The organism is Pseudomonas sp. Cab53 (genome assembly GCF_018325965.1).
GTDB classification, from domain to species: domain Bacteria; phylum Pseudomonadota; class Gammaproteobacteria; order Pseudomonadales; family Pseudomonadaceae; genus Aquipseudomonas; species Aquipseudomonas chlororaphis_E.
In genome coordinates this window covers 2,375,454-2,401,321 of sequence record NZ_AP021902.1, presented here as the reverse complement: position 1 = coordinate 2,401,321, position 25,868 = coordinate 2,375,454, and the positions used below count along the sequence as shown (strand labels likewise).

Here is a 25,868-nt window from a genome sequence, read left to right as displayed (position 1 = left end):
GCTTCCAACCCACAGCTCTCAGGTATTCGCCATGGACATTCAATCCGCCCTGCAAGCCCTCGAAGCCACCACTGTCGCCAGTTGGATCAGGGAATCGGGCTCGGCTTTCCCCACCCTCGAATCGGTGCACGTGATCGGCATCGCCCTGGTGTTCGGCACCATCGCCGTGGTGGACTTGCGCCTGCTCGGCATCGCTGCCCATCGCCGCAGCGCGTTGCGGCTGATCCAGGAGCTGCTGCCATTCACCTGGGTCGCCTTTGCGACGTGTGTGATCACCGGCCTGCTCATGTTCGCTTCCAACGCTTCCACCTATGCGCAGAACCCGATCTTCTGGTGGAAGATGGGGCTGTTGCTGCTGGCGGGCATCAACATGGGCATATTCCACCTGGGGGTCTTTCGCCGGATCGAGGAATGGGACGCGACGCTACCGCCCCCCGGCCAGGCGCGCGTCGCCGGCTTCAGCTCGATGGTGTTGTGGGCCGGGGTGGTGTGCCTCGGCCGCTGGATCGCTTTTTTCTGATGGCTCGCCTGTTGCCACGCAGCCCCACAGGCGCCGCGACCAGGCTGGTGAGCCCGCGCTCGGGCCGATGGGAGTCGCTGGCCCTGCTGCTGATGACCCTGGCGGTCATCGCCAGCGTCGCCGGTTATGTCCTGCTGCGACCCCAGAAAGCCGTCCCGCCCACCGCCTTGAGCTGGCAGGTCCGCTCCTTCGACGGCCTGGGTGCGGTCGACCAGGCGATCCACGGCGCACTGCTGCCAGCCGGCGAGGAAATCATCTGGTTCAACAACGACACCGGCGGCTGGATCACCCTGGAGCAGGCGCAGAAGCTCGTGCTGCCGCCGTTCTACCGCGATGCCTTCTGGAAGGCCAACGGCAAGGTGCGCTGGCAATTGATCCTGCCAGGCACCCACCAACCCCATGCCGTTGCCGGCGACACGCACACCGAAGGTCACGCCGATGCTCCTGCGCCGGCCCCGGGCACTGCCAGCGTGTCGCAAGCCACCCAAGGCCAGGGCGCGACGGTCTATTACGGCGCCGGTGGCAGCGCGCCAGGCCAGAGCGCCTACCTGCTGGTGATCGGGCATGCCCATGCCGGCGTCATGTGGGCCAACCAGGCCACGATCTGGGTCCACCACGACCCGGACGCGCCCTACCCCGGCATCGTCAAGCCCGAGTCGCTGGTCAGCAAAGGCTGGCGCCAGGTCATTGCCTATGACGGCAGCCGAGAAATCGAACGCGTAAAAGGAACCTTGCCATGATCGTCCCTGCAAGCTGCGCCCGGCTGCGCCGGTGTATCGCGCTGCTGATGCTCCTCCCTGCCATCGCACTCGCCGGCCAGGCCCATGCCCAGGGCAAGAAGCTCAAGATCGGTGTCACTCTGCATCCCTATTACAGCTTCGTGGCCAACATCGTCGGTGACCAGGCGCAGGTGGTGGCGCTCATTCCGGCGCAGGCGAACCCGCACAACTATCAGCCGTTGCCCGCCGACATCACCCGGGCGATGACGCTCGATGCCCTGGTCGTTAACGGTATCGGCCACGACCAATGGGCCTTCGAGATCGTCAAGGCCGCCGGCCGCACCGAGAACCTGCCCATCATCCAGGCCAATGCCACGGTCGCCCTCATTCCCATCGCCGGCGACCAGGGCGGTGCCAAGGTGGTCAACCCGCATACCTTTGTCTCCACCACCGCCGCGATACAGCAGGTGTTCGAGATCGCCCGCCGGTTGGGCGAGCTGGACCCGGACAACGCGCCGGCCTATCGACGCAATGCCCTGGCCTACGCCGGGCGCATCCGCGCGCTACGGGCACGCTTCATGAACCGCTTCGCCAACCTGGACCTGTCTTCGTTCCGCTGTGCCACGACGCACGCCGGCTACGACTACCTGATGCAGGAGTTCGGGCTGTTCGTCAGTGCCGTGATCGAGCCGCGCCATGGCGTCGCGCCGACCGCGCGGCAGTTGGCCAATACCCTCGACGCGATCAAGAAAGCCAATGTCCGCGTGCTGTTCGCCGAAAAGTACTTCTCCATCGACCTGGCCCAGCCGATCGAGGCTGCGACCGGGGTGAAAGTCTTCGCCCTGTCCCACATCACCGGCGGCGCCTACAGCGCGGACGAGTTCGAGGTGGCGATGAGCGAAAACCTCGAGACCCTGGCCGAGGCCGTCGAATTCACCCAGCCAAAATGAAGGAGAAAAACCTGATGCGCGGACCCGCTGTCGTGTTCGATAACGTCTCGCTGCAACTGGGAGGCACGCAAGCACTGGACGGGGTGAACTTGCGGGTCGAAGCCGGAGCGCTCCACTGCCTGGTGGGACCCAATGGCGGTGGCAAGACCTCGCTGGTGCGCGCCCTGCTCGGCCAGATGCCGCACTCAGGGACCATCCGCCTCGAAGGCGAGTGCGCCAGGCCCATGGGCTATGTCCCGCAGCGGCTGGATTTCGACCACAACCTGCCCATGACAGTCAACGATGTCATGGCCCTGCTCGGCCAGCGCAAGCCGGCGTTCCTGGGGGCAACCCGGTCCAACCGTGCGGCGACGACCCAGGCCCTCGCGCGTACCGGCGTTGCCGGTATGGGAGACAAGCCCTTTGGTGGCCTGTCCGGTGGCGAACGCCAGCGCGTGCTGCTGGCCCAGGCGATCACCCCGGCGCCCCGCTTGTTGATCCTCGACGAGCCAACGGCGGGCATCGACGAAGCCGGCATACGCCTGGTGGAGGCACTGGTGGTCGAGCTGCACCGCACGGGCACCACCATCCTCTGGGTCAATCACGACCTCGAACAGGTCAGGCGCATTGCCCAGTCGGTCACCGGGATCAACCGGCAGGTGATGTTCCATGGAGACCCGCATCAGGTCGCCGGCCAGTTGGAGATGTCCCGATGAGCGCCTTCTACACGTTCATTCGCGACCATCTCCAGGCGCTTGCGGCGAACCACTTCCTGCCGCAACCGTTCGAATACGAGTTCGTGATCAATGCGTTGCTCTGCGCACTGCTCATAGGGCCGTTGCTGGGCGTGCTGGGCTCGATGGTGATGATCAAGCGCATGGCCTTCTTCAGCCAGGCCGTCGGCAATGCGGCCATGACCGGGGTTGCCATTGGCGTGCTGATCGGCGAGTCCTACACCTCGCCCTACTGGTCAATGTTCGGCTTCTGCGTGTTGTTTGCGCTGACCCTCAAGTACACCCAGCATCGCACGGCACTGTCCAACGACACGCTGATCGGCGTGTTCCTGTCGATCTCGCTGGCGGTCGGGGCATCGTTGCTGCTGTTCGTGTCGGCAAAAATCAACACCCATGTGATGGAAAGCGTGTTGTTCGGTTCCATTCTGGCGGTGGACCACACCGACATGAACGTGCTGCTCGCCGTCACAGCGACCTGTGCGCTCGTCGGGCTGCCGCTGTACAACGGCATGCTGCTGAGCAGCCTCAATCCGAGCCTGGCACACGCCCGGGGCGTCCCGGTGCGCAGCGTCGAGTACCTGTTCGTCATACTGGTGACCCTGGTGACGGTGGCTTGCCTGAAGATCATCGGCGCCGTGCTGGTCGAGGCCCTGCTGTTGATACCGGCCGCAGCGGCGCGCAATGTCAGCCGCTCGCTCCCGGGGCTGGTCACGCTTGCCGTCCTGATTGCCACCTTTGCCTGCATCGTCGGCATCCTGGCACCCATGCAGTTCCAGATTCCCGTACCCACCGGTGGTGCGATCGTGATCGTCGCTGCCCTGGTGTTCATCGTGACCGCCGTGCTGCGTGCGACCGCGGCCCGATTCCGGGGGGCCAGCCTATGAAGAGGCTTGGCCGGTCGTCTCGCTCCTGGCTCGCGCTGCTGGTCCTGCTGCTGGGCACTCCGCCGGCCGCCTTCGCCGGCCCCCGGGTGCTGGTCGCGCTGCCGGCGTTACAGGCATTGACTTCAGCCCTCAGCGCCGACACCGGCATCGAAGTCGTCCGTCTGCCGCCCGATGCCGCCACGCCTATGGAGAGCCAGGCCAACGCACTGGCGCGCCTGGATGCCAGCGTGTTCCAGCAGGCCGATGCGGTGATCACCCTCGGCAGTCTCTGGCGCGCCGACCCCTTGTTTGCCGCGGCCCGTCGTCACAATCTGCGCACCGTCGAGATCGACGCCTCGCGCTCCTGGGACTCGATCAGGCCCGGCGTCGCCGTGGCCCGCACACCCGCGAACGACGTGCCCTGGGCCGGTGCACGGAACGGCAACGGCGGCCCGTCGCCTTACGCCTGGCTCGGTCCCATCAATGCCATGCGCCTGTCGGCGAACATCGCCGCCGACCTGATACGCCTGGCCCCCGCCGACGCCCCGCAAATACAACGCAACCTCACCACACTCGAAGGCGGATTGCGCCAACTCAAGGCCGAATACGGCGACCGGCTCGCGCAACGGCCGGACCTGCGCGTGTTGTCGTTGGCCGATGAGTTCATCTACCTGTTCGGCGAGTTCGACATTTTTGTCGACGGCTGGTTTGTCTGCCAGGACGTCGACTGGAGCGACGACGACCGCGCCGCGCTGAGCCGCTACCTGCGCGAGCGAGACATCCACGTGGTGGTCCACAAATGGGCGCCGGACGCCAGGATCGCCAAGGCCATCGAGGATGGCGGCGCTCGCTTGCTGATACTGGACGCGGGCAACCCAGGAATACTCGCCAAGGGAACCGTCGCCTATGACGCACTCGTGCGCGTGAACCTGGACGCCTTGCTGACCGCGTTCGCCGCCACCGACACACACCAATGACCCACTCGGCCCCTGGAGACTGCCCCCCTATGAAAATGCCCTGTTCGATGCACCGGCCAGCCATCGCCGGTGCCCTGCTATTCTGCCAGGCGGCCCTCGCCCATGGGCCGGTCTTCGACTGCTACATCGAGGCCGATGACCAGGTGAAATGCGAGGCTGGCTTCACCGACGGCAGCTCCGCCGCCGGCAGGAAAGTCTACGTCCGGGACGCCAGCGGCAAAGTGCTGCTCGAAGGCAGTGTCGGCCATGACAACACCTACAGGTTCCAGCCCCCCACCGGCAGCTACTCGGTGTCGTTCCTTGGCGGAGACGGCCATGACGTCTCGATCCAGTCCTCCGAAATCACACAGTGAATCGACCATGACCCATCCAAGAACGCTGCTCCAAGGCCTCGTCGCGGCGATGCTCATCGGCATGACCGGCGCCGCGCAGGCGCATTTCCAGATGCTCTACGTCAAGGACACCGCCCTGGCACGCGGCGAACCCTTGGAGTTCGCGGTCGTCTTCACGCACCCGTTCGCCGGTGGCCCCACCATGGTCATGGAAACGCCCCGCGCCTTCAGTCACACCAGCGCCCATGGCGGGGAAAAAATCGACCTGCGCCAGTACCTGCGGCCTGTCCAGTGGCAAAGCCGCGAGAACCGGGCAACCGCCTACCGCGCCTCAATTCCCCGTGAAGTGGTGCGACCACTGGGTGACCATATCTTCGTACTCGAACCCGAGCCTTACCTGGAAACCGAAGAAGACGTCTACATCCAGCAGTTCACCAAGCTGGTCGTGAACGTCGGCGGCGTGCCCGGCAACTGGGCTGAGCCACAGGGCCTGCCGGTGGAGATCCAGCCACTGAGCAAGCCTTATGCAAACTGGACCGGCGGCGTGTTCCGCGCTGTCGTGCTGGCCGACGGCAAGCCTGTGCCGTTCGCCGAGGTGGAAGTCGAATACCTCAACCACGCCGTCGAGATCGACAACAACACTTTCGGCCAACATGCCGACGTCACGGCCCCACAGGCTTCTTTCAACGCCACGAGCACATACGCCGATGCCCAGGGCATCATCACCATCGGCCTACCCCGGGCCGGTTGGTGGGGCATTGCCGCCCTCGACATCGGCACCACGAAAACCCACAAGGGCAAGCCGCTGTCCCAGGACGCGGTGCTGTGGGTCCAAGCCAGGGACATGAAATGAATCGCCTCACCATCCAATGGCGGATCACCCTCCTGAGTGGCCTGGTCCTGCTGGTCGTCGTCGGGGCCCTGACCGCGGCGGCGCTGTATCAGAACCAACAGAGTGCCGCATTGCTGAAACGCCAGAGCAGCGAGTTGCTGGGGCAAGCGGCCTTGGAACGCTTGCAGGCCCAAGCCTCGTTCCATGGCCAGCGAGTCGAGCGTTTTTTCAATGACACAGCGTTGTACGGCGAGGGGCTTGCCCAGACGATTCTTCAACTGCACGCCCAGGCCAGGGACGGGCGACTGACGGTCGAGCAACTGCGTCATGACCTGCTCGGCGTGACGCGCCAAGCGCTCGCGCGACACGAGAAGATCCTCGGCTTGTATGTCGTGTTGCTCCCCAACGCACTGGGCGATGCAGATGCCGGCTTTTCCGGGAGGCGTGATCTGGCCGGCAACGAGATCGGGCGCTTTGCCCTGTATTGGTCGCAAAGCCAGCCTGGGCGCCTGGTGCAGGAAGTACTCAGCGAAGCCCAGATCTTTGCCGACACCGCACCGGCCGGCAGCGAACCAGCCAACGCCTGGTTCGTGTGTCCGCAGACGCAAGGTCGCGTCTGCGTCACGGAGCCCTACGCCGTCGAAGTCGAGGGGCACAAGACCCTTATGAGCAGCATTTCGGTGCCCCTGGTCGTCGACGGCAAGACCCTCGGTGTCGTGGGCATGGACATCAGTCTCAGTACGCTGCAGGAACTCGCGGCCCATCTCGCCGCGGACCTGTATGCCGGGCAGAGTGAAATCAGGATCCTGTCCGCCTCCGGCCAGGTGGCCGGGCAAGGTGGCACGGTGTCGGCCGCCAGCATCGACGTCCGCCAAGCCGTGCAAACGGTCACCGGCAACGCGCCCTGGCAATTGCAGATACGCGTGCCGCAAGAACAGGTGCAAGCACCCGCGCTGAAAATGCAGGCACAACTGGACGACAAGCGGCGCCAGGAGAACTGGTTCAACCTCGGCTTGGGCCTGCTGGCCGGCGGCTGCGGATTGCTGCTGATCTGGCTCAGCGCCTACGGCGTCACCCGCCCGTTGCTCAACGTCGTGCGCTTACTCGACGCCATTGCCGAGGGCGACGGCGACCTGACCCGGCGCCTGCCCCATGAGCGCCACGACGAACTGGGCCAACTGGCACGGGGCTTCAACCGGTTTCTCGACACGCTGCAGCCCATTATCCGCAACATCCAGCAAGCGTCCCAAGACACGCGAGATAACGCCGACACCTCGGCAAGGGTGGCCGAGGAAGTCAGCGCCGGCATGCGCCAGCAGTACCAGGAAGTGGAACTGGCCGCCACCGCGCTGCATCAGATGAGCGTCAGCGCCCAGGAAGTTGCGCGCCATTCCCACCAGGCAGCCGACGCCGCCGCGGCGGCCGATCACGCCAGCCGATCAGGCCAGGAACTGTTCGCCAACGCCGCCGGCAGCATCGAGACCCTCGACCGGCGCCTGGAGACGACGCTCGGGCAAGTGAAGGCGCTTGCCGATAACAGCCAGCAGATCAACCAGGTGCTGGATGTGATCTGCGCCATCGCTCAACAGACCAACCTGCTGGCCTTGAACGCCGCCATCGAAGCCGCCCGGGCGGGTGAACAGGGACGCGGCTTCGCCGTGGTGGCGGACGAAGTTCGCCACCTGGCCAGCAATACCCAGGCCTCGGTCGAGCAGATACGCAGTGTCATCGAAGCACTGCAACAACTCAGCCTGGAGGTGGTGCAGAGCACGCAACAGAGCCGCGAACTGGCCCGGGGCAGCGTCATCCATGTCGAACAGACCCATGGCGCGCTGCAACACATCGCCAACGCCGTGGAAGTGATCGAACACATGAATCAGCAGATCGCCAGCGCGGCCCTGGAGCAAAGCACCGTGGTGGAAGACATCAGCCATCGCGTCAGCGACATCCGAGTTATCAGCGAGACATTGACCAGCCGCATGCAGGACGCCTCGCAAGCCAGCCATTCGCTGTACGACATGGCAAACCATCAGCAGCAACTGGTCGGGCACTTCCGTGCAGGAGCGGGCTGACGTCAAGTCACTCCATGGCCCCCGCCACGGCGGCATCGGGCCGTGGGGCACGCCGTGACAGGCAGGTCTCCGGCATGGCCAACAGCAAGCCGAAGGCCAGCGCAGCAATCGCGGCAAGTGTCAGGAATGCCGCGCTGTAGCCCGCCCCTTCGACTACGAAGCCCGCCAGGCTGTTGCTCAACGCGGCGCCGAGGCCGAACACAGTGGACAGCACGCCGAGGCTGACGTTGAACCGTCCCGTGCCCTGGGTCAGGTCCTTGACCACCAGCGGAAACAGCGCGCCAAACAGCCCGGCGCCGATGCCGTCGAGCAATTGCACCGCCACCAGCCAGTAAAGATCGTCCGAAAGCACGTACAGCACGCCGCGAATCGGCAGGATCAGGAATCCGGCCAGCAGCAGTGGCTTTCGCCCCCAGATGTCGGCCTTGAGGCCCACCAGCCAGGCCATCGGCACCATCACCAGTTGCGCCGCCACAATGCACGCCGAGGTCAGCGGCGTGGCCAGGTGCGCGTTGGCCTGAGCGAGTTTCTGACTGACCAGCGGCAGCATCGCCGCATTGGCCAGGTGGAACAGCGCGCAGCACATGGCGAAGAGCAACAGCGTGCGGTTATCCAGCAGGATCCGTAACGCCGAAGGCATCTCGCCGGTGACGGTCTGGCCGGTCTCCAGGCCGCGGGCCACATCATGGTCGATGGCTTCGGCGGACACGCAACTGACCGCGATGATGCTGGCCAAGGCCATCGCCGCCATCAGGTAGAACACCGCGATGGGACCGAACAGCCAGGCGAAACCACCGGCCAGCAACGCGGCGCAGGCGTTGCCCGCATGATTGAAGGTTTCGTTGCGCCCGGTCCGCCGGGTAAAGGCTTTCGCCCCGGTGATGCCCAGGGAAATGGCCGCGATGGCCGGGGCGAACACCGACGCCGCCACGGCACTGAGGGCCTGGGTCAACGCCACCAGACCAAACGAAGAGGTGAATGGCAACACCAGGCACCCCAGCGTCACCAGCAAGGCCGCGACCGCCACCACCGCGCGCTTGCTGCGAACGCGGTCGATCAACGCGCCGGCGGGGCCCTGGGTGATGAGCCCGGCGACGGCCGCCAGGGTCATGACCATGCCGATGCTGGAGGGTTGCCATTGATGCACGGCCAATAGATAGATGGCCAGGTATGGCCCCAGCCCGTCGCGGACGTCGGCGAGGAAGAAGTTCAGGCTGTCCAGGGACAGGTTATTGCGGCGATCCAGGTGTCGATCCACGTAGGCCTCGGCAAGGGCATTGGCCCGAAGATAATTGACAGCGGCACTGACGCTCAAATGCCGCAAGCGCAAGGCGACCCTAAGGTCCCTTCTTCATTCAGTCAAACCGTCAGACGACGAGAGCGAGGCGTCATTTCAACCAGCCAACCCAGCGACTGACCCACCGCATTCGCGGGCAAGCCCGCTCCCACAGAGTCATTTGGCGGACTGGAGAGGTGTGTCCGCCACAGATCCCCTTGTGGGAGCGAGCTTGCTCGCGAAGGCGGTGGCCCATCCAGCACCGGAGCAAACTGACCCTCCGCCTTCGCGGGCAAGCCCGCTCCCACAAAGAGATGACGGCGCCACCGTGTGGGGTAGGCCTATCCTCCGTTGCCCAGCATCGCCCACAGTGACGCCCCGACCCCAGTGATACTTTCCCCGGCAATCAACCCCGCTGCCGCGGTGATGGCGAACCGTTCCGTGACGGTCGGCCAGCGGCAGCTCACCAGCCAGGTGAGCACGGCGCCGAAAGCCATCATCAACGACACCGATGCCGGCAGTACAAACGCCAGGCCCAGGGCCGCCGTGCTGGGCAGCAGCCGGGCATGGCGTTCGGGCAACATGCTGTCGAGTATGCCCAGCAGCAAGCCGGCCAGACCGCCGACGAAAATCGACCAACGGATGCTCGTCGACAGGGAATCCAGGCCATGGGTCAGGGTTTGCGCCACGGCTTTCCAGGTGGCGACCGCCGGGGCCGGCCATTCTTCGGAGAGCAGCATGGCCTGTGGGTCCGGGATCAAGGCCAGATAGGCCAGTACCCCGACGATGCTGCCAACGAAAATCCCCAGGGTCTGGGCGATCAACTGCTTGCGCGGCGTCGCGCCGATCGCCCGGCCCACCTTGAAATCGTTCATCAGGTCGGTGCACTGTCCGGCCGAGCCGCCGGCGGTGTTGGCGCTCATCAGGTTGATCGGCACCTGCCCAGGTGCCACGATGCCGAAGCTCAGCTGTGACAGTTGCCCGATGGCCCCGATGGGCGGAATACCCGTGGCGCCGACCACCCGGGCGGCCACGGCGGCCAGGCAGATGGCCAGGGGAATGGTCAGCAAGGCCATCCACAGGTTGATGCCGAACAGCAGCGCTTGCAGGCTCACCACCAGGACAATCGCCAGCCCGAAACCGGCGGCTGGCCCCACCTTGGGCACCCGCCAGAGCGCCCCGCCACCGGCCTGGGTGGACGCGTGCAACGACCACAGGCGAATCGCCAGGGAGGCCAGCGTCGAGCAGACCATCAGACTCACGCCCGGCCACAACAACCACTCCACCAGCGCCGCGAACTGCGGACCGCTGCTGCCAGGGGGCAACTGCACCAGGCCTTGCCCCAGCAACCACGGCGCCAACCCGCCCCAGGCCAGCAACGCCCCCAGCAGCAGGCTCAGGCCGACACGAATCCCGATAATGCCGCCGAACCCCAGCAACAGCAGCGAGGGGTCAGCGGTGAAGGTCAGGCGCTCCAACTGGCCCGTCGGCGCCCAGCGTGGCAAGGCCCACATAAATGTGTCGATCCACTTGGCCAGCCCGGACACGAACGCGGCGCCGAGCAACACCTTAAGGCGCGTTGCTGCCTCATGGCCGTGGTTGTAGATGTGCAACAGGGTTTCCAGCGTCGCCATCCCCTCGGGAAACTTCAGCGCCTTGTCATTGAGCAACGACGGTCGCAGGTACCAGGCAATCCAGATCCCGAGAAAACTCACCGAGAACACCCAGGCCACCATCGGCAGGGCATCCAATTGCTGCCCGGTCAGCAAGGTGTACGCCGGAATCGGCGCCACCAATCCACCGGAAATGATCGAGGCCGCGGCAGACGCCACGGTCTGGTTGATGTTGCTTTCGTGCAGCGTCCACGGCACCCCGGCGCCGGAACGCCGGGCCAGGCCTTGCCAGATGCCGTAGCTGATCAGCAGGGCAATGATCGACATGTTGAACGACCAGCCGATCTTCAACCCGGCGTACACATTGGAAGGCGTCAACAGGATCCCAAGCACGATCCCGGTCGTGACCGCTCGTAGGCTGAGCTCGCGTTGCACAGGGCTGTCGAGGGGATTCGGTGGCGAGGTGTGGAGCATGCGAATTCCTTATCGGCGATGAGACAGCACGATCACTCGGCGCGACGGCTTAACAAGTGAGCGTTGCATGCACGGAAGGTTCACACACACCGGCAAATCCGCGTGTGGGAGCTTGCTCGCGAAAGCGCAGGCCCAGCCAGAGAATAGATCCCCGGCTGAGCCCACCGGACTCAGCCAGCCTTCTGCGCCTGCCCGGCCAACACCTGCTCCAAGACCACCTCCAGCGGGTGACGCAGCTGCTTGTCCGCCAGGCGCTTCACCTGGCTGCGGCAGGAATAGCCCGTGGCCAAGGCTTCGTCTTCCTTGTCCAGCTTATCGGCCCAGGACTGCTCGAAAATGGTTCGCGAGCTGTCCTGGTTGCGAACCTCATGCCCGTAGGTGCCGGACATGCCGCAGCAGCCGGTCGCCTCGGTCACCAGCTTGAGCCCCAACTGGGCGAACACGGTCTGCCATTGGGCCGTGCTGGCGGGCGCGTTGGTCTTTTCCGTGCAGTGTGCGAGCAAGCGGAACGTGCGCGCCACGGGCGCCGTCTGCGGCGCCACCGCATCGACGAGCCACTCCTGGGGCAGCAAGACCTTCGGGCACGCGTCGAGCCCCAGCACCTTCTGGTATTCCTGGCGATAGACCAGGGTCATGGCCGGGTCGAGGCCCACCAGGGGCACCGCGCAGTCGGCAAGGGCCTGGAGCTGGGTGGCGTTGCGGATCGCCGCCTGGTTGAAGGCACCGAGGAACCCCTGCACGTGCAACGGCTTGCCATTGGCGCTGTAGGGTGCAAGGAAAACCCGGTAGCCCAAGCGGTGAGCCAGCTCGATGAAGGCCGCCAGCAGCGGTGTTTCGAAGTAGCGGGTGAAGGCGTCCTGCACCAGCACCACGCTTCGCTCACGTTGTGCGGCGCTCAACTCACGCAGGGCGGGCACGCTGGCGACGGCGACCTTGCAGCGGGTCAAGGTGGCCTGGAGGTTGTAGCGACTGATCAGCGGACTGTCGACCATGCCGACCTGGCGCGCGAGCAGCCGGCTCAGCCATTTGGAGCCCATTACCGCGTTGTACAGACCCGGTGCGTAAGCCATGTAGGGGATGGTGAATTCCAGCGAGCCGATGAGGTAGTCGCGCAGCGGCCGTTGGTAGCGGCCATGGTAGAGCTGCAGGAAACGCGAGCGGAACTCCGGCACGTTGACCTTGACCGGGCACTGCCCCGCGCAGGATTTGCAGGCCAGGCAGCCGGCCATGGCGTCGTAGACTTCATGGGAGAAATCCGCCTCGCCCTGTGACCGCGCACGGTTGTTGCGCAACCGCGTCGGCAAGCCTTTGAGCCAGGACGCTCCGTCACGTGCCGCCTCCAGTACATCGACATTGGCCGCGCCTTGCAGGCGCAACCACTCGCGCATCAACGACGCCCGGCCCTTGGGCGAGTGCTGGCGTTCGCGGGTGGCTTTCCACGACGGGCACATGGCGTCGTCGGGGTCGAAGTTGTAGCAGGCGCCGTTGCCATTGCAGTGCATGGCGGTGCCGTAGCTTTGCCACACGCGCTCGTCGATTTGCCGATCCAGTTCACCGCGCAGGGTCACTTCGTTGACCTTGAGCAGGCCTTCGCTGGCGTCCGGCGGCGTGCAGATCTTGCCGGGGTTGAACTGGTTGTGAGGGTCGAATGCGCCCTTGAGCGATTGCAACGCCGGGTACAGTTCGCCAAAGAACGCCGGCACGTATTCCGAGCGCAGGCCCTTACCATGCTCACCCCACAGCAAGCCACCGTAGCGTTGGGTGAGTTCGGCCACGGCATCGGAAATCGGCTTGACCAGCGCAGCCTGGGCCGGGTCCTTCATGTCCAGGGCCGGGCGTACGTGCAGCACCCCGGCGTCGACGTGGCCGAACATGCCGTAGCTCAAGCCGTGGCTGTCAAGCAATGCACGGAACTCGGCGATGTAGTCGGCGAGCCGCTCCGGCGGGACCGCCGTGTCCTCCACGAACGGTTGCGGGCGAACCTCGCCCTCGACGTTACCCAGCAAGCCCACCGAGCGCTTGCGCATGGCATAGACGCGGTTCACCGCCGCGGCGCCTTCGGCCAGCGTATGGCCCAGGCGCTCGATGGTCTTGTCGCTTTGCAGGTGCTCCACGAACGCCGCCACGCGAGCATTCACCTGGGCGGCGTCGTCGCCGCTGAATTCCACCAGGTTGATGCCCAGGGTCGGGCGCTCGGCGTCTGCCGGAAAGTATTCGGCGACGCTGTGCCAGACGATGTCCTTCATCGCCAGCATCAGCACCCGCGAATCCACGGTTTCGATCGACAGCGGCTCGTGGGCCAGCAACGCATTGGCATCGCGCAGGGCGTCCATGAAGCTGCCGTAGCGCACGTTCACCAGCACCGAATAGTGGGGAATCGGCAGCACGTTGAGCTTGGCCTCGACCACGAAACCCAGCGAGCCTTCGGCGCCGCACAGCACGCTGTTGAGGTTGAAACGCCCCTGCTCATCGCGCAGATGCGCCAGGTCGTAACCGGTCAGGCAGCGGTTGAGCTTGGGGAACACCGACTCGATCAAGTCGGCCTGGGTGTCGTGGATCTGCCGCGCGGTGCGGTACACCTCGCCGATGCGCCCGGGCTCGGCGCAGGCCTGCGTCAGCTCGGCGTCGGACAGCGGCTGGCTGTGCAGGCGCTCACCGCCGAGCAGCACACTGTGCAGTTCCAGCACATGATCGCGGGTCTTGCCGTAGGTGCAACTGCCCTGGCCGCTGGCATCGGTGTTGATCATGCCGCCCACGGTGGCGCGGTTGGAGGTGGACAGCTCCGGGGCGAAGAACAACCCATGGGGCTTGAGCGCAGCGTTGAGCTGGTCCTTGACCACGCCCGCTTGCACCCGCACCCAGCGCTCGGCCACGTTGATCTCAAGGATGGTGTTCATGTGCCGCGACAGGTCGACCACGAGGCCGTCGGTGAGGGACTGGCCGTTGGTGCCAGTGCCTCCCCCTCGTGGCGTCAGTTTGATCTGGCGAAAGCGCGGTTCGGCCATCAGCCGGGCAATGCGCGCGACGTCATCGGCGTCCAGGGGAAAGACCGCGGCTTGCGGCAGGCGCTGGTAGATCGAGTTGTCGGTCGCCAGCACGGTACGGGTGGCGTAGTCGGCATTCAGGTGGCCACGAAAGCCGCTGGCGCGCAGGGCCTCGAGAAATTCCGGGTAATGGGCCGCAGGGGCAACGGCCGGCAATTGGGCGATCATTTAATGGCCTCTCAAGGGTCTCATCAGGTCATACTTGTCGCCGGCGCATGAATCGGTCAGGCTCGGACCGGCATTTTAGCCAATGTTCCCTTAGGCTCTGCGGCCAGACAAACGGATAATCCTGCCGCTATCGATGACTTTTACGAATGAATTATCGCCACCTCACACCGTCCATGTCGCTGCTGCTGGCATTTGAAGCCGCGGCCCGGCATGAAAGCTATACCCGCGCCGCCGTGGAGCTGTCGCTGACCCAAAGCGCCGTCAGCCGGCAGGTGCAGGCCCTGGAAGAACAATTGGGGCTGACGCTGTTTCGTCGTGAAGGCCGGCAGGTCCGGCTGACCGACGTCGGACGCCTGTACCAGCGGGAAATGAGTGAGGCGCTCGGGCGCATCCGTAGCGCGACGTTGCAGGCGATGGCGTATCAGTCCGGCAGTGGCACCTTGCGCCTGGCGACATTGCCGACGTTCGGTTCGAAGTGGCTGCTGCCGCGGCTGCATGCGTTCTACAAGACCCACCCCGGCATCCTGGTGCACATCAACTCCCGGATCGATGCCATCGACTTCGACACCAGCGACATCGATGCCGCCATCGTCGTCGGCCATGCCGACATGCCCGGCCTGATCAGCCATCGCCTGCACGCCGAAGAACTGACCGTGGTCATTTCCGCGCAAGCGGCCAAGGTCCATGAGACGTGGACCCCACAGCGGATCAGCGAACAGATGCTGCTCAACGTGGCGAACAACCCCACCGTCTGGGGCGACTGGTTCAGCCATTACAACCTGCCCCACCGCATGATGCGCCTGGGCCCCAGCTTCGAACTCACCTCTCACCTGATCCAGGCGGTGAAGGCGGACATCGGCATCGGCCTGGTACCGCGCATCCTGGTGGCCGATGAGCTGGCCAACGCCGAACTGATCAGCCTTGACCTGCCGGTCGCCAGCCGCCGCAGCTATTACCTGACCTACCCGCCCCGCAACGAAATGCTGCCGTCGCTGCGGGCGTTCCGTAGCTGGTTGCTGGAGCAGATCTGATGCCCAGGCGCGCCGACGTCAGTGTGCAGGCCCAGGGGTCGAGATGAAGCCGGTGATGGCCGCGACGACCTCGGCGCCCCGCTCAAGGTAGGGCACATGCCCTGAGTCTTCGATCAACTGGCCGCGGGCATCGGGTAATTGCTCGAGCAGGTGATCCAGTGTCGCGGGAAGGAACACCTGGTCATGCTGCCCCCAGATCACCAACGTTCTCGAAACGATTTGCGGAAGCCGATCGAGCAGCACATCCAAGCCTTCGCGGCGAAAGTCCTCGACCACTCGCTGTACCGCCGCGAACCTCGCCCTGCCGCTGGCGGCCATGGCCTGCGCCAGGCGCCCGCCTACCCGGGGCGGCTGGCGAAACAACAAGCGCCAGAACTGCCGCATTTCCTCGACCGTGCGATAACCAAAGACGCTGCCCTGCCCTTGCAGGCCTGCTTGCAACACCGGGCCGAGCGCGTTCGGGCCCAGTCCCGCCGGCGCCAGCAAGACCAGGTGACTGACCCGCTGGGGATGCCTGGCGGCGTACAGGCCGGCCACGCAACCGCCCAGGGAGCTGCCGACCAGCACGAAGGGGCCTTCGATGACCTTATCCAACAGGCCCTCAAGTGCTGCCAGCAAGGCCTGCGGCCCGTAACCCGCGGACGGCGCGTACAAGGACTGGCCATGGCCCGGCAGATCGACGAAGAGACACGGGTGACGGCGCGCCATGCCCAGGATCGCAGGCCCCCACTGATCCTTGCTGGCGCCCAGGCCGTGCAGGATGACCAGGGTCGGGCCTGTCCGCTCGCCGGTGCTTTGCAGGTACGCCAGGCGTCCCTGCTCACTCGTGTGCCAGCGCAGCTTCAGGCCGAACTGCCAGCGGTGGACCAGGCGCAAGGTGCCGAGCAACAGCCGATCAACGCTGTTCATCCGCCACCTCTTGCCGCTTGCGCCCCGCGAGCCTGGAAAAAAGCCGTTGCGCCACGCGCAGTTGGCACAACGCCACGCCCGACAGCGTCAACGCGGCACCGATCACCAGGCGCTGGCTGATCCCTTCTGCGAGCAGGATCTGGCTGACGGCGATCGCGAACAACGGCACCAGGAGCAGGTACGGGCTCAGTTGCTGCATCGAATTACGCCCCAGCAACCAGAACCACAGGCCGAACCCCAGCAGGCCGCCACTGAGCGCCGTATACACGACCGCCCACCAGGCCTGGGCGCTGGCCGCCTGGACACTTGCCCATTGCCCGCCTTCCTGGATGAACGACCATAGCAGCAGTTGCGGTGCGGCAATCACAGCGGTCCAGGCACTCAACGCCAGCGGGTCCAACGGCCCGAGGCGCTTGGTCAACACCGACCCGAGCGCGAAGGCCAGGGCCGCCAGCGCCACCAGCAGCATGCCCACGACACTCCCGCTCGCCGACGGTTTGGCCAGCAGCACCAGCACCCCGGCGAACGCCAGCACGATGCCCACCAGCACCTGCACCTTGAGCACTTCGCCCAACAACGCGAACGCCAGGATCAGGGTAAAGGGGGCCGCCAACTGGTAGATGATCGCCGAGGTCGAGGCATCTACCCGGGCGATGCCGCAATACAGCAAGCCAAAGTGCAAGGTGCCGGTGATCGTCGCGACCAGCGCCACGGTCCCGAATTGTTCGCGCTTGAGACGCTTGAGCAACGGCAGGAGAAACAGCGCCATGATCGCGTAGCGCATGGCGACCATGAGGATCGGTGGCAACTCGGCGCCGCCGATCTTCACGGCGGTGACCTGCGCGCCCCAGAGCAGCGCGACCAGCAGCGCCAGCAATGAATCTTTCAATGGCATGACGGTTAGCCCTTCTGAAACTGAATGGGGCGCAGGATCCGTTCCGGCTTGGCCGGCACGAGCCCCGTGGGGTGAAGTCGACGGTGGTGCTCGCAGAGCCGGTCCAGCGTCTCGCACAAGGCCTGCTCCGCTTCGGGGTCGTGGGCCAGTTGTGTCTGGAAACACGGTGGAAAGCCCGACCCCACCAGGATCATTTTGTTGAGCAGCACGTTCAACGCGACCTGGGAGAAAACGGCCGTGTGCCCATAGCGCCGGCCGACGACCGCAATCGCCGCGAGCTTGTCGCGCAAGGGGCGCTGGCGCGGCCGCAGGAAGCCGTAGCCGACGCGCTCCAGGAACGCCTGGAAGCGACTGTTGGTACCGTAGGCGTGCATGACGGGGAGGTAGAGCACCGCATCGGCGCGATCCAGCCGCGCCACCAACTGCCCGACGTCGTCCTGCATCGCGCAGTCCTGTTCCGAGCAGGCGTTATCGGCGTCGCAGTAGTCGATCCGGTAGTCCTTGAGCCAGATGGCATCGACCTCGACCTCCTCGCCCAGGTGGCGGCGCACCAGCGCCACCACCCGTGCACTGACCCCACAAGGTCGGCTGGAACCGACAATGATGGTCAGGTTCATGATTCAGGACGCCTCCCGCAGCCCTTCTTCACTCACCAGGTAAGCGCGTAACGCCTCCTCCATCAGTTGCCCGGTCAGCCACAACGTGACACGCGCCACTTCCTTGATCTGGCGGCGATGCTCTTCGGTCTTCACCGCTCGTTGCATGGCCACGCGCACTTCCTCGGCATGCTTCTCATCAATGGTCGAGTGAGCGACGAAGAAGGTCATCTGCTCGTCCTTCAGGCCCAGGTCGGCGCGGAACCGTTCCAGGATCGGCTGGATGTGCTCGTAGACGTCCTCGGCCCAGTAGCTGTAGCCCAGCCGCGCAATCGGCCCTTTGCGGATCGCCACGTCGTTGAGGAACGCAATCAGCGCCTGGGTCGGCGCCAGGGGCGCCGGCATTTCCTGCGGCAGCAGCCCGACCGATTCGAGGTCGCGCAGCACCATGCGCTCGTGGCCCAGCTCTTCCAGGGCGTGCTTGTAGACGAAACGCAGCAGGGTCGTTTCTTCCGGATCGGCGCTGAAGGCACACGCGGCCTGGTTGACCGAGTTGTAGCGGGTGTAGTGGTACACCTGCAGCATCAACTGCTGATAGAGCGCGGGCGATGTCGGGTTTTCCTGACTGAATTTCCAGTAGGCGCCCTGCTTGATCTGGGCCCAGCCCGCGTCGACGATGGCGTCGAGTTCCTTGAAGAATGCTTGCATTTCAAATGGCTCCTTTAACGGTGTGGTAAACATTTTCGAGTTCCAGGTACACGAGGCTGTAGCGCCGCTCGACCTGCTCTCCGGTCCAGGTCACGTCATCCACCAGCACGCGCCCGCCCAGGCCGACATACAGCGCGGCCAACGGGCCGCGACACAGTGCCGAGATGAACCGCAGATGGGTGTTGGCCCTCAGCCAGATGGCCGCTTGCAAGAGAAACAGGCGCAGGTGCCGTCCCCCGCGATAGCGCTCATCCAGCACCAGGCGATTGGCATCGAAGGCATCGGTCGATTGCTGGAAATAGGCGTGCACGTTGACGGCCCGCTCGACGAAACTCAGGCCATGGCCCAGGGGCGTGACGCGCAGGGTCCCGACCACTTCGTCGTTGTCCAGGTAGACCAGGTGATAGGACAAGGCGTCGCGCAACTGCTCTCGTCGCTCGAAGTCATCCTCCCTGGCCGGGTTGGTCCCCAGGTAACGGTTGCGCAGTTGCCGGACAGACTCGAACAGCTCATTGGCGTGGTCGATCACGCGAACAGACAGGCTCATCGCTGACCTCACTGGCCTTGACGCTGATCGACGATGCGCGCTTCTTTCCAGCTGAACCAACTGCCGAGGTTCACGTGATCGGCCAGGTCGCTCACCACCATGACCGTGGCCTCGACCCCCAGCCGTTCGCGCAGGCGTTCCTTGATCAGCAGCACCAGGCGGCCGCGGTCGCCCTCGAAGAAGCGCGACATCTCCAGCTTGGCGATGACGGTATCGCGATCATTGGCGCGACTGAGGACGATCTGGTAGCCAAGGCACTGCTCGACGCCTTCAAGCAGCGCCTGCTCGATCTGCGCGGCCGAGAAGGCACGATCATTCAGTTGCACCGCGTCCTTCACCCGGCCGACCACCTTGACGGTCTGGCGCATCGATTGCGGGTAGCCGGGCCGCGACTGGATCGAGACCAGGTCACCGGTGCGGTAGCGAACCAAAGGCTTGCTGCCGGGAATCAACATGGTCACGCACAGCTCGCCATCGCCGGTGCTGCCCAGGCTTTGCCCGGACTTGGGGTCGAGCACTTCGATGATGTAGTTGAGGCGATGGGGAACCAGTTGGTCGTTGGCGTTGCAGGCCGCGATGATCATCGCTTCCTGGGAGCCATACAGGCTGTTGTAGGCCTGCGCGCCCCACAGGCTGTAGAGGTTGTTCTTCAACGCCGGCGTGCACAGTTCGCCGCTCATCATGAAGGCACGCAAGGCGAAATCCTCGCGCGGATTGAAGCCCTGGCGCTCGGCTTCCTTCGCCATGGCCAGCAACAACCCCGGCGCAGATGCGAGCACGCCGATGCGCAGGTCCTTGAGCAACTGCAGGGACTTGGCCCAGCCGATCACCGGCGAGTGCGGCCAGATCTTGGCATTGCACAGGTCGAGCTGGGTGCAGACATCACCCAGGGTGTCACCGAAGGAATGGACCTCGGTCGGGCCCATGATGCCGACGACCGTCTTCTCCCCCGGAAAATGCTTTTCGATCACGGCCTGGTAGGCCATGGCCAGTTGGCGATTGCTCGCGTAGCTTTCCTTGCGGTCCCGTGGGCATGGCGTGGCAGGCCCGGTGGTGCCCGTGGTCTCGTAGTAGAAGATGCTGTCTTCGAGGGGGCCGGACAAGATGTCGAAACCGGCCTCGCGCAGGTCATCCTTGGTGGTGAAAGGCACGCTGGCAAGGTCATCCAGAGTCAGCGAACGCTCGTCGACCTGGGCGAGGTGCCTGGAGTAGAACGGCGAGGATCGCTTCACATGGCCGATCACTTCCCGCAACTGCTCCTGGTGCCATGCCGCCAGCGCGGCGTCGCTGAGGACGTCGGTCCAATAGGCCTGGTGGATCGGATCGTACCGTTTCTTGAATGTCTCTAGATGCTCTTTCATGTCAGCCGCTCAGGGTTGATGGGTTACTGGAACTCAACGGCCGCTACGTTAGTGACTGAAGTTACAAATACCCAGCTGAGCGATTACACAGTTGTGCGCACACGCGTTTCTTGTTATGAGCACGCGCGTTTACATAATGGACAGGGACAGCGTTTGCGCCGATCAACATTAAGCAATGAATGAAAGATGAATATCCGTCCCGGTTTACGGTTGACAGCCCAGGGGGGCACTGGTAATTTCGCCGCACTGCCGTTTATTTCCCGCAGTGCCTAGCCAAGACTGGGATGTCTAAAATGTACTATCACCTTTCTGCTATCAGTTCCTCCCACAGCTGCCCCGACAGCTGTTCCCGGGCCATTCTGGCCATCTTCAAAAGCAATATCTGGCGTCGCTAATCCAGCGAAGACCAGCGCCTGTCTGCTGCCTGCCAGCAACATCCTGACTCTTCATCCTTGAACTCGAAGGCGTTCGCGCCTTGTGCCCTGCACGTTGACTGGCCGCAATCCGTGGCCGGCCTGGTATTGCGCGCGGCATAAACAGCGTTCGTCCCGAACATTCAGGATATTCGTCCATTCCTATTTAAAGTGTTTACGCACTTTATATTTCCGTGGCGCTCTTTTAATGGAGTGCCTGAATCGCTGCACCTCGAAAAATGGTATTAACCGTGAACAGAAAATTAATTGACGTCAAAGTAACTCGCCGTGAAGAACGTCGACCCATGGACGCATTGGGTATATATGCAAGTGCCGCGGCTCAACGAGGTCGTGAGTCTGTCTTTATTCTTGAATCACTCTCCGGCCCGAGCCGCGACCGCCGCGCGACGATCATCGGGCTCGACCCGCTCTTCGAAGTATGCATCGATGAAGGCCAGGCACAATTGCGCGGTTGCCCTGCGCTTTGCGAGCACCTGCGCGAGCACCTGCAACAAGACGGCGTGCAGATCGATCACGAACACAAGATCCACCTGCCGGACAGCGAGGCGGCTTGGAACCTGCTGCGGGCCATCCAGGCGACGTTCCAGCCGGCGGCCAATGCTCCTTCCAGCCTGGCGTTCTTCGGCTATTTTTCCTACGACTGCGTTCGCCTGATCGAGCGGCTTCCCGACCTGGCCGAGCAAACCTACGACTACCCGCTCATCGCCCTGTCGGTCTACCAGACCCTGGTGTATCTGCACAGCAACGGCATCGTCGAAACCCTGATCAACAACCACCCCTTGTGGGCGGCCCGCACCGTGCAAGACTACCCCTTTCTGAGCGCCGCCGAGCCCGCGCAAACGCCGGAGTTGCCGGCGTACCCAGCGACCTTCGAGGAAACCCGCACGGTGTCCCCGGAGCAGTTTCACCAGCGCGTCGAAGTGGCGATGGAGCACATCCGCGCCGGTGACGTTTACCAGATCCAGCTCGGCCATGAGATCCGCATTCGCTCGCAGGTCACGCCGTTCGAGGTGTACCAGAACCTGAGGCTTCGCAACCCCTCGCCCTACATGTACCTGGCCCACGTGGGCGGTATCGACCTGATCGGCGCCAGCCCCGAGCTGTTCGTCCGGATCAGGGACGACCTGATCGAGATGCGCCCGATCGCCGGCACCGTCGGCAAGAAACCCGGCGTGGACCCCACCGAACTGGTCCTGGAGCTGACGCGCTCGGAGAAGGAGCGCGCCGAGCACCTGATGCTCATCGACCTGTGCCGCAACGACATCGGCCGCGTCTGCCAGGCCGGCTCGCTGGAGGTCGATGAGTTCATGCTGGTGGAAGAGTATTCGCACCTCTATCACATGGTCTCGAACGTCCGCGGCCTGTTGCGTCCCGGGCTCGACGCCTACGACGTGATCAAGGCTTCGTTCCCCGCCGGCACCATGTCCGGCGCGCCCAAGGTCCGGGCGATGGAACTGATCGAGGGCATGGAAAGCAACCGCCGTGGCATCTACGCCGGGGCCCTGGGCCTGGTCGGTTTCGACGGCAGCGTCAACACCGCCTTGTGCATCCGCTCGACGGTCTTCGATGAAGGCACCTACCACCTGCGGGCCTCCGCCGGCGTGGTCGCCGACTCGGTCCCCGAGATGGAATGGAAAGAAACGTTGTACAAAATGGGTTCCGTGTACCGAGCGGTAACCGGACAGGAGATCGGACTGTGAAAGTATTCCTCATCGACGCCTATGACAGCTTCGTCTTCATCATCAGCCAATACCTGGAACAATTGGGGCTGGAAACCCGCGTCGAGCGTCACGACGTGCCAGACCTTCTCCAGCGCATCGAGGCGTTCTCCCCGGATTTCTGCGTGCTGGGCCCTGGCCCTGGGCATCCGGCCGATGTCGGCTACATAGAGGTGATCAATCATTTCCAGGGCCGCCTGCCGCTGCTGGGCGTCTGCCTGGGCCACCAGGCCATCGGCCTGGCCTTCGGCGCCCAGGTGTGCAGGGCCCCGCACGTGATGCACGGCAAGGTGAGCACGATCGAGAACGACGGCAAGGGCGTTTATGACCACACCGACGCACGTGCCATACAAGCCACTCGTTATCATTCGTTGATGATCAGCGACCAACAACTGCCCGATTGCCTGGAAGTGACGTCCAGGTCCACGGACGATGGCTATGTCATGGGCGTGCGCCATCGTCACCTGCCGGTGGAAGGGGTGCAGTTCCACCCGGAGAGCATCCTGACCGAAAACGGCCTGGACCTGTTCCGCAGCTTCATCAAGTGTTACGTGCGCCAGTGATCCGCTCGAAGGGGCACGCGCCCCTTCTTCCCGTGCCGCAGCCGTTTCATTCCCGCTATGACAAGAGCGACTCGTTTATGGACAAACACAACTCCCCCCGGCCGCCGGCCGGGCGTACCGCACCGCTGGCCGCCTTCATGAATCTCGCCAAGGATGCCCACCGTTGCGATTGGGAGCGCCAGTTGAACAAAGTGCTGCGCCAACTCGGCTTCAGCAGCTACCTCATCAGCCTGGGCCCGGCGACGCCGAGGGACACCGACCCGCTCGCCGGCCTCATTACCACCTTTCCCAAACGCTGGCTTGACCAGTATCGCGGCGACGGGCTGATCGACATCGACCCGATACTCAGGCATTGCCGACGCGAGCTGGTGCCGTTTTTCTGGGACCGCGAACGCCGGCGCGCCCGGGGGCGCTCCCGGCACTTCTGGCAGCAGCGCGAGCTCTATGGCCTGCGCAGCGGCCTGAGCATTCCGCTGCGCTACGAACTGCTCAGGGGGACATTGAGCGTGGCCCTCGATGACACCGACATCACCGAGCCGGACGCGTTTTCCAACCCCGCCGTCTACCAACTGTTCATGCTCATCCCCTACCTGCTCGCCGGGATGAGCCATCAGTTGCGCGGGCCGGCCCCTCCCCGCCAGGACCTGACGCCCAAGGAACTGGACTGTCTGTATTGGGCCAGCGCCGGCAAGACCACCTGGGAAATCAGCCACATCCTGACGTGTTCGGAACGGACCATCGACTTCCACCTGCTCAACGCCCGACGCAAGCTCGGCTCGGTGAACCGCCAACAGGCCGTCGGTGCAGCGGCGGCCTTCGGACTGGTCATGCCGACGGTTACCCCAGCGGTGCACGCGTTGAAAAAAACCACTCACTGAGTGGTTTTTTCCGAACCTGCACGTTGAAACCTCCCCTCGCTTTCCGCGAACTCTTCACAGTCCCGGCAGTCTCCATGCATATCCATAAACATTGAGCCGTAAATCCGTGTGGCAGGGTTACACTACAACCTTTGCATACGAGACGCGCCGTGAATGAGCGGCGCACCATCCGAATCTCGATGAAGATCAGCGCAGAGGGACCAGAGTTGAAACAGCTTAAACGCCTTGAGAGCGGGATTGATGGCCTCGATACGCTGTTGAAGGGAGGCCTCATCGCCGGCTCGTCCTACATCATTCAAGGGCGGCCAGGGTCGGGCAAGACCATCCTGGCAAACCAGATCGGCTTCAACCATATCGACCATGGCGGCCGCGTGCTTTTCGCCACGTTGCTGGCCGAACCCCATGACCGGCTCTTCCAGTTCCTGTCCACGCTGACCTTCTACAAAAAGGAAGAGGTCAACCAAAACATCCAGTTCGTCAGCGCGTTCGATACGCTGGAAAACGAAGGGCTGGACGAAGTGGTCAAGCTGTTGCGCCGGGAAATCAGCCGGCAGAAATCCAGCCTGCTGATCCTCGATGGCTTGCTCAACGCCCGCTCGAAAGCGGAAACGCCATTGGACACCAAGCAGTTCATCTCCGAGCTGCAAGGGCATGCAGCCTTTGCCGGCTGCACCGTACTGTTCCTCACCAGTTCCCAGCTCGACGACGGCAGCCCCGAACACACCATGGTCGACGGTGTCATCGAAATGGGCGAAGAGATCATCGACTGCAAATCCGTTCGCCGGATAAAACTGCGCAAGACCCGCGGCAGCGGCGCGATCACCGGTCCCCACGAATTCGAGATCACCGAGAAAGGCATCACCATCTACCCTCGCATCGAAAGTGTCCTGACCCACCCCGCCCTCAGGGACAGCGACCACATGGAGACGATCAGCAGCGGAATTCCATCGCTGGACACGCAGATCGGCGGTGGGCTGATGACGTCGTCGGTCACGCTGATCATGGGCCCGTCCGGTGCGGGCAAAACCTCCGTCGGCGCGCAATTCCTGGCCGGCTCCACCCCCCAGGAACCAGGCCTGTATTTTGGCTTCCACGAATCTCCGCAACGCATGCGCATGAAGGCCAGGGCGCTCGGCCACGATTTTGCCGGGATGGAAGAAACCGGGGCATTGCACCTGGTGTGGAACTCCGCTTCGACGGGCCTGATCGACCGCGTGGCGTACGAACTGCTCGCCCTCGTCGAGCAGAAGCGAATCAGGCGTGTGTTCCTCGACAGCCTGGTGGCCATGGGCAGGGTCGCCGTCGATCAAACACGCGTGCTCGAAGTCTTCACCGCCGTGCTGGGCGAATTGCGCTCTCGCGGGGTGACGGTCATCGCGTCGTGGGAAATCCAGCGCATGTTCAGTGATCAGTTCGTCCTGGCAGTGCCCGAACTTTCCAGCGTGATGGATAACCTGTTACTCATCCAGTTCGGACGCAACGGTACTGAACTTCAACGGCAACTCTCGATTCTCAAGATCAGGGATAACCCCTATGACCTCTCGTTGCTTGAGGTGGTCATGGGCAATGCCGGAATCGTCGTCAGAAAGGTCTGAAAAATGCGAGTGGCAACGAGCTGGCGATCAACGCATGTGTTTCGCTCCAGGTTTCGAGGGTGGCCTTGGCGCGTGGTTGA

Annotated in this window: 23 protein-coding genes; 14 read left to right on the top strand and 9 right to left on the bottom strand. The window is 64.0% G+C overall.

Features of this window, described 5'->3' with window-relative positions:
• Window positions 1-31: 31 nt before the first annotated feature.
• From KI241_RS10640 to KI241_RS10600, 9 genes are read left to right on the top strand one after another with little or no spacing between them, the layout of a single operon-like run.
• Window positions 32-520, top strand: a complete 489-nt coding sequence (locus KI241_RS10640) for a DUF6644 family protein (RefSeq protein ID WP_042729195.1) — start codon at window positions 32-34, stop codon at window positions 518-520.
• Window positions 520-1,260 carry a hypothetical protein gene (locus KI241_RS10635; RefSeq protein ID WP_212803664.1) on the top strand — a complete coding sequence of 247 codons (741 nt, stop codon included), beginning with the start codon at window positions 520-522 and terminating at the stop codon, window positions 1,258-1,260. The genes KI241_RS10640 and KI241_RS10635 overlap by 1 nt, the downstream gene beginning before the upstream one ends.
• A complete protein-coding gene (locus KI241_RS10630) occupies window positions 1,257-2,189 on the top strand; it encodes a zinc ABC transporter substrate-binding protein (RefSeq protein WP_042729197.1) in 933 nt (310 codons plus the stop codon). The genes KI241_RS10635 and KI241_RS10630 overlap by 4 nt, the downstream gene beginning before the upstream one ends.
• 14 nt (window positions 2,190-2,203) lie before the next feature.
• Window positions 2,204-2,884 (top strand): metal ABC transporter ATP-binding protein, encoded by a 681-nt coding sequence (locus tag KI241_RS10625; protein WP_042729198.1) that lies wholly within the window; start codon window positions 2,204-2,206, stop codon window positions 2,882-2,884.
• Window positions 2,881-3,786: a metal ABC transporter permease gene (locus tag KI241_RS10620; RefSeq protein ID WP_042729199.1), complete on the top strand. Its 906-nt coding sequence runs from the start codon at window positions 2,881-2,883 to the stop codon at window positions 3,784-3,786. Before KI241_RS10625 ends, KI241_RS10620 begins: the two co-directional genes overlap by 4 nt.
• Window positions 3,783-4,742: a zinc ABC transporter substrate-binding protein gene (locus tag KI241_RS10615; RefSeq protein WP_237614135.1), complete on the top strand. Its 960-nt coding sequence runs from the start codon at window positions 3,783-3,785 to the stop codon at window positions 4,740-4,742. The genes KI241_RS10620 and KI241_RS10615 overlap by 4 nt, the downstream gene beginning before the upstream one ends.
• Window positions 4,743-4,771: 29 nt before the next feature.
• On the top strand, window positions 4,772-5,095 hold the full coding sequence (locus tag KI241_RS10610; protein ID WP_042729200.1) for a hypothetical protein: 324 nt from the start codon (window positions 4,772-4,774) through the stop codon (window positions 5,093-5,095).
• Between the two features lie 7 nt (window positions 5,096-5,102).
• Entirely contained in the window at window positions 5,103-5,927 is an 825-nt protein-coding gene (locus KI241_RS10605) for a DUF4198 domain-containing protein (protein WP_042729201.1), read from the top strand.
• A complete protein-coding gene (locus KI241_RS10600; RefSeq protein WP_123578842.1) occupies window positions 5,924-7,978 on the top strand; it encodes a methyl-accepting chemotaxis protein in 2,055 nt (684 codons plus the stop codon). Before KI241_RS10605 ends, KI241_RS10600 begins: the two co-directional genes overlap by 4 nt.
• 7 nt (window positions 7,979-7,985) lie before the next feature.
• Here the strand turns inward: KI241_RS10600 and KI241_RS10595 are convergent, their stop codons facing one another.
• From KI241_RS10595 to KI241_RS10585, 3 genes are all read right to left on the bottom strand, one after another.
• Window positions 7,986-9,236 (bottom strand): MFS transporter, encoded by a 1,251-nt coding sequence (locus KI241_RS10595; RefSeq protein WP_212803869.1) that lies wholly within the window; start codon window positions 9,234-9,236, stop codon window positions 7,986-7,988.
• 359 nt (window positions 9,237-9,595) lie between these two features.
• Window positions 9,596-11,341: an OPT family oligopeptide transporter gene (locus tag KI241_RS10590; protein WP_212803663.1), complete on the bottom strand. Its 1,746-nt coding sequence runs from the start codon at window positions 11,339-11,341 to the stop codon at window positions 9,596-9,598.
• Between the two features lie 170 nt (window positions 11,342-11,511).
• Entirely contained in the window at window positions 11,512-14,553 is a 3,042-nt protein-coding gene (locus tag KI241_RS10585; protein ID WP_212803662.1) for an FAD-binding and (Fe-S)-binding domain-containing protein, read from the bottom strand.
• Between the two features lie 146 nt (window positions 14,554-14,699).
• On the opposite strand from KI241_RS10585, the gene KI241_RS10580 reads away from it, so the two are divergent.
• Window positions 14,700-15,584, top strand: a complete 885-nt coding sequence (locus KI241_RS10580) for a LysR substrate-binding domain-containing protein (RefSeq protein ID WP_042728850.1) — start codon at window positions 14,700-14,702, stop codon at window positions 15,582-15,584.
• Window positions 15,585-15,602: 18 nt separating this feature from the next.
• Here KI241_RS10580 and KI241_RS10575 read toward each other — a convergent pair whose 3' ends face one another.
• The 6 genes from KI241_RS10575 to KI241_RS10550 are packed head-to-tail and all read right to left on the bottom strand — an operon-like array spanning window position 15,603 to window position 20,600.
• Window positions 15,603-16,493: an alpha/beta fold hydrolase gene (locus KI241_RS10575; RefSeq protein WP_123578835.1), complete on the bottom strand. Its 891-nt coding sequence runs from the start codon at window positions 16,491-16,493 to the stop codon at window positions 15,603-15,605.
• Window positions 16,480-17,388 carry a DMT family transporter gene (locus tag KI241_RS10570; protein ID WP_047735558.1) on the bottom strand — a complete coding sequence of 303 codons (909 nt, stop codon included), beginning with the start codon at window positions 17,386-17,388 and terminating at the stop codon, window positions 16,480-16,482. The genes KI241_RS10575 and KI241_RS10570 overlap by 14 nt, the downstream gene beginning before the upstream one ends.
• A 5-nt stretch (window positions 17,389-17,393) precedes the next feature.
• Window positions 17,394-18,005, bottom strand: a complete 612-nt coding sequence (locus KI241_RS10565; protein ID WP_047735560.1) for a flavodoxin family protein — start codon at window positions 18,003-18,005, stop codon at window positions 17,394-17,396.
• A 3-nt stretch (window positions 18,006-18,008) separates the two neighbouring features.
• On the bottom strand, window positions 18,009-18,692 hold the full coding sequence (locus tag KI241_RS10560; RefSeq protein WP_047735562.1) for an iron-containing redox enzyme family protein: 684 nt from the start codon (window positions 18,690-18,692) through the stop codon (window positions 18,009-18,011).
• 1 nt (window position 18,693) lies between these two features.
• Entirely contained in the window at window positions 18,694-19,239 is a 546-nt protein-coding gene (locus tag KI241_RS10555) for a hypothetical protein (RefSeq protein WP_042728855.1), read from the bottom strand.
• 8 nt (window positions 19,240-19,247) lie between these two features.
• Window positions 19,248-20,600, bottom strand: a complete 1,353-nt coding sequence (locus KI241_RS10550) for a phenylacetate--CoA ligase family protein (protein WP_123578834.1) — start codon at window positions 20,598-20,600, stop codon at window positions 19,248-19,250.
• A 718-nt stretch (window positions 20,601-21,318) separates the two neighbouring features.
• Here KI241_RS10550 and KI241_RS10545 point away from each other — a divergent pair.
• From KI241_RS10545 to KI241_RS10530, 4 genes are all read left to right on the top strand, one after another.
• Window positions 21,319-22,734: an anthranilate synthase component I family protein gene (locus KI241_RS10545; RefSeq protein ID WP_244868269.1), complete on the top strand. Its 1,416-nt coding sequence runs from the start codon at window positions 21,319-21,321 to the stop codon at window positions 22,732-22,734.
• Window positions 22,731-23,315, top strand: a complete 585-nt coding sequence (locus tag KI241_RS10540) for an aminodeoxychorismate/anthranilate synthase component II (protein WP_042728858.1) — start codon at window positions 22,731-22,733, stop codon at window positions 23,313-23,315. The genes KI241_RS10545 and KI241_RS10540 overlap by 4 nt, the downstream gene beginning before the upstream one ends.
• A 77-nt stretch (window positions 23,316-23,392) precedes the next feature.
• The gene (locus tag KI241_RS10535) at window positions 23,393-24,193 is read left to right on the top strand and encodes a LuxR family transcriptional regulator (RefSeq protein ID WP_212803660.1); all 801 of its coding nucleotides are present in this window, start codon (window positions 23,393-23,395) and stop codon (window positions 24,191-24,193) included.
• 179 nt (window positions 24,194-24,372) lie between these two features.
• On the top strand, window positions 24,373-25,788 hold the full coding sequence (locus KI241_RS10530) for an ATPase domain-containing protein (RefSeq protein ID WP_042728860.1): 1,416 nt from the start codon (window positions 24,373-24,375) through the stop codon (window positions 25,786-25,788).
• Window positions 25,789-25,868: the final 80 nt, after the last annotated feature.